4 protein-coding genes are annotated in these 4,644 nt (G+C 61.4%); 2 read left to right on the forward strand and 2 right to left on the reverse strand.

Annotated elements, in window-relative coordinates; genetic code table 11:
- Nucleotides 1-134 precede the first annotated feature (134 nt).
- Complete coding sequence (locus tag VEK15_14945; GenBank protein HXV61993.1) at nucleotides 135-1,736, forward strand: solute:sodium symporter family transporter; 1,602 nt, start codon at nucleotides 135-137, stop codon at nucleotides 1,734-1,736.
- A gap of 198 nt (nucleotides 1,737-1,934) precedes the next feature.
- On the opposite strand, the gene VEK15_14950 is transcribed toward VEK15_14945, so the two are convergent.
- Nucleotides 1,935-2,141 (reverse strand): hypothetical protein, encoded by a 207-nt coding sequence (locus tag VEK15_14950; GenBank protein HXV61994.1) that lies wholly within the window; start codon nucleotides 2,139-2,141, stop codon nucleotides 1,935-1,937.
- A 62-nt stretch (nucleotides 2,142-2,203) separates the two neighbouring features.
- On the opposite strand from VEK15_14950, the gene VEK15_14955 reads away from it, so the two are divergent.
- Nucleotides 2,204-3,163, forward strand: a complete 960-nt coding sequence (locus VEK15_14955) for an aldo/keto reductase (GenBank protein ID HXV61995.1) — start codon at nucleotides 2,204-2,206, stop codon at nucleotides 3,161-3,163.
- An 87-nt stretch (nucleotides 3,164-3,250) separates the two neighbouring features.
- Here VEK15_14955 and VEK15_14960 read toward each other — a convergent pair.
- Nucleotides 3,251-4,644 (reverse strand): sodium:solute symporter family protein (locus VEK15_14960; GenBank protein ID HXV61996.1); only part of this gene is annotated, 1,394 nt, incomplete at its 5' end.

Consider the following 4,644-nt stretch of genomic DNA (forward strand, 5'->3'; position numbering starts at 1 on the left):
GAGGATGCCGGCGTCCTTCGAAAATGGTGGGAGAACAAGCTCCTGCGGGTGTTTCTCGCCTTCATCCTTCCCGGTCTGGGAAGCATGCTGGGCTCCGTGCTCGGAGGAGTCGAGATCTTCGGAAACATCCTCGAGTGAGCCTGAGCCTCGTCGACCTCATCACCTTCGGCGGGTTTCTCGCCGTCGTCGTCGGAGTCTCTGCCTATGCCGGACGCCGGGAGAAGACGACGGAGGATTACTTTCTCGCGGGTCGCAGCCTCGGGTGGTGGCTCATTGGCATGTCGCTGATCGCGTCGAACATCTCGACCGAGCATTTCGTGGGCATGGCAGGCTCCGCGTTCGGTCGCGTCGGGCTCGCGATCGCGAGCTACGAATGGATGGCCGCCGTCACCCTGGTGGTTGTTGCCTGGTGGCTTCTACCGACCTTTCTCCGGGCGGGCATCTACACCATGCCGGAGTTCCTCGAGCATCGTTACGACGCCCGCGCGAGAGCGGTCATGGCGTTCTTCATAATGGTTGCCTACGTGGTGGTTGCGCTCGCCACCGTCCTGTACTCGGGGGCCATCGCCCTCGGCGCCATCTTCGATCTTCCCGCTCTCTTCGCCGAGAGGTTCGGTCTCGAGGCCGCCCCGGCGGAGTCCTGGTCGCTCGTGGCCTCGATCTGGCTGATCGGCGTCGTGGCCGGCGCTTATACGATCTACGGAGGCCTCAAGGCCGTGGTCTGGTCCGATCTGATCCAGGGCTCGGCGCTCGTTCTCGGGGGAGCCTTGGTGCTCGTCCTGGGTTTCCTGGCAATCGGCGACGGGGACTGGAACCGGGGAGTAAAAAGCTTCTTCGCCGCGAACCAGGAGAAGCTCCACACGGTCCTTCCCTGGAACGACCCCGACATGCCCTGGCTCGCCGTTTTCGTCGGCGGATTGTGGATTCCGAACCTCTTCTATTGGGGCTTGAACCAGTTCATTACCCAGAGGACGCTGGGTGCGCGAAGCCTCGCCGAGGGCCAGCGAGGCATCTTTTTCGCGGCGCTCTTGAAGCTCCTGATCCCTTTTATCATCGTCTTTCCCGGGTTGATGGCTCATCAGCTCTATGGACCGGAGATCGAAAGGGCAGATGGCGCCTACCCCTTCCTGGTGAGTCGCATCCTTCCCGCCCACTTGCGGGGCATCATGCTCGCTGCTCTCACCGGAGCGGTGATGAGCTCGTTCAACTCCATGCTCAATTCGGCATCGACCATCTTCACCATGGATCTGTACGCACGACATCGCGGTCGCCGGGCGAGACCTGCCGAGCTCGTTCGGGTCGGTCGATGGGCCACGGCGGTATTCGGGGTGATCGCTTGTCTCTGGGCCCCGATGATTTCGGGCTTCGAAGGCGTTTTCACTTACATTCAGATGGTTTGGGGTTTCATTACTCCGGGAATCGTCGCCGCTTTCCTCTTCGGCCTCGTGGTCAGGAAAGCTCCCCCGAGCGCAGCGATCGGAGCCATGCTTCTCGGTATCCCCGTATACGCCGCGCTGCTCTGGCGCTTGCCGCAGGTGGCGTTCCTGCATCACATGGCGTTCACGTTTCTTTTACAGGTCGGTTTCATGGCTCTCATCAGCTGGAAATGGCCTCTGAGCCTGCCTGTGGTGCTGCCAGAGCCCCGCCGCATCGATACCACCCCCATGGCGGGTGGCCGGCTCTGCGGATGGGCGATCATCTGCGCAACGGCGGCTCTTTATTGGTTTTTCTGGTGACCGAAAAAACGAAGCCGCCAGCGTCGAGAGGCTCCAAAATTCTGCTCACCTGGTGGCCACTTTTCCACAAAAAGGGCTGCTGCAACTCACAGCAAAGAGTTAGTGGCTCGTGCTACTTGCGGGCTCGACGGGGTAATCGACATGTTTTTCCACAGAGTTTTGCACAATCTCTGTGGAAGCCTGTCGCCGCCGCTCGGCCTATCCCTCGCGACGAGGCGAGGCAATGTAGAAGCCGAGGATCGCGCCGACCGAGAGGCTCGCAATGGTGGTGACGGTTCGCAAGAGCTCGCTGGCGACCGCGGGATCGACGGCCATTGCCCCCCGGCCGAGCTCCACGAAGCCGAGGATGACGATATAGACGCCCGCCACGGCAAGGATGAGCTGTCGTGCTGTTCTTTGATACAAGGAGAAGCTCCAGATGTCTTTTTCTCCAGAATAGGGAACCGGAAAGAGGTCTGTCAACGTAAATGGAGACGCGGCGACTAGGTCGAACGGGCCTCGACATCAGCGTTCTCGGCCTCGGGAGCTGGGTTTTCGGAGGCGGCGACTGGTCCTTCGGGTGGGGAGATCAGGACGATCGGGCTTCCATTGCCACGATTCAAAGGGCCGTCGAAAGCGGGATGAACTGGATTGATACCGCTCCCGTGTACGGACTCGGGCATGCCGAGGAAGTCGTGGGCCGCGCTCTTCGGGACTTGCCGGCTTCCCGCCGGCCTCTCCTATTCACGAAATGCGGGATACGGTGGCGGGCCAATCACAAGATCACTCATAGCCTTCTGGCCGACTCCCTCCGCGTCGAGCTCGAGCAAAGCCTTGTCCGGCTGGGAATAGAAACGGTCGATCTCTACCAGATTCATTGGCCGGATTTTCCGCCCGACGGCCCCGCGTCGGGCCTCGAGGAGGGCTGGGATACCCTGGCCCGGTTTCGCGAGCAAGGAAAGGTACGGCATATTGGCGTTTCCAACTTCGACGTGAGCCAACTGGAGCGGGCTCGAAGGATCGCTCCTGTCGAGACTTTGCAGCCGCCTTACTCGCTTCTGAACCGTGACGCCGAGCGGGACCTTTTCCCTTACTGCTCCGAGCAAGACATCGGCGTCATCGTGTACTCGCCGCTTCAATCCGGGCTTCTGACGGGCAAGATGACTCCGGAGCGCATTCGTGCCCTCCCGGAAGCGGACTGGCGCAAGACGAAGAGCCTGGATTTCAGACAACCGCGACTATCGCGAGCGCTGGAGCTCGTCGATGGGCTGCGACCACTCGCGAGCGAACGTGGTTGCACGGTGGCCGCATTGGCCGTCGCCTGGACACTCCATCACCCCGCCGTCACCGGAGCCATCGTCGGAGCTCGCACCGTCACGCAGCTGGACGAGCTCACAGCCGCCGCGGAGATCGACGCGGCGGGACTCAATCCCACGTCCCTTTCTTGATTCTTCCCGAGTAGTAGAACATCGCAGCGATGATCAGTCCGGGGACTACGAAGAGAACGACGAAGCTCGAAAGGGGAAGTCCCAGCATCAGCTTGCCTCGGGGAAGAACTTGCTCACGGCTCGTGGGCTTACGGGTCTCGTAACCAGGCCAACGATGAACATCAGGATACCAGCCGTGGCCAAGCCCATCACCCCGGGGTGCAGGTCCTGTGCCCAGGTGGCCCCATCGAGCCGTGCCCACGTCCAGGCGATCGTGACAAAAGAGCCGCCAACCGAAGATGCGATCGCCGCCTGCTTGCTCAGTCGGCTCGACGTGAGCCCGACGATCAGCGGAAAGAAGAACGTGGCGCCCACGATGGCGATCGCGTAAGAGACGATCTGAAGAATCAGATCGATCTCGGGGATGGCACCGAGAAACGCCACGAGCCCCACGGCGACGATCGTGATGCGAGAAGCACGAAGATAATAACTCTCGTCTCTTTGGATTCCGTTCGGCTCGTGAAAGCACTTTCTCAAGAAATCGTGGGCGATGGCGGCCCCCGACATGAGCAGGAGGGAGTCAGTGGTCGACATCGCGGCGCTGGCGATACCCGTCAGCGCCAGCGCGGCGAGAATGGGTGGAAGCAGCGTGCTGACGAGCGTGGGAAAGGCTTGATCGGGCGCGGAGATGGAATCCCACACCAGGACTCTCGCCGCACCCCCGATGTAGAAGTTGCCATAGAGCAGAAAGGCGAGGGTGATCAGGATCGTCCAGGGGAGCGAACGGCGGGCGATCTTGTGGTCCCTTGCGGCGTACATCTTGGTGATCAGCTCGACCCGGGTGCAATAAGCCACGAACCAGATCACGTTCCACGACAGCAGGTATCCCAGAGACCACGAGGTCCCGCGAACGGACGTCCACCCAGGCGCCACGGCCTCGACACGATCGATGACGTCGTACCAGCCGCCGACGGCTTCGTGGACGTAGGGCAGCAGAATGAGAAGACCTGCCCACATGAAGACGAACTGGGCGATGTTCGTCCAGATGACGGCCAGAAGGCCGCCGAGCGCCACATAGAAGACGAAGATGACGGTTCCCAGAAAGAGCCCCCAGAAGAAAGGGATTCCGAGAAGGCTTTCGAGAATGAAGCCCATGCCTCGAATTTGGGCGATCAGATAAATCACGCTCGACAGCGCGACCATGAGAGCGCTCCACCCGCGCAGAAACCTGCTGTCGAAGCGGTCCCCCATGTAGTCGGGGAGAGTGAAGCCGCCGGAATTTCGTAGTCGCTTCGCAAACGAGAAGAAGATGACGGCGAAACCGCCGGCGAACGCGATGTAGGGGAGCCCCGCGACTCCCCCCACGCTTCCCATGAGCGCGACACCGCTCAGTATCGAGCCTCCGTGCATGATGGCGGCGACGTTGGCCATGACGAGGACGGGAAGCCCGATCGCCCGGTTCGCCACCCAGAAGTCGGCTGATGTTTTCTGCGAGCGAGCCG

It is taken from the genome of Vicinamibacteria bacterium, from assembly GCA_035620555.1.
Taxonomy (GTDB): domain Bacteria; phylum Acidobacteriota; class Vicinamibacteria; order Marinacidobacterales; family SMYC01; genus DASPGQ01.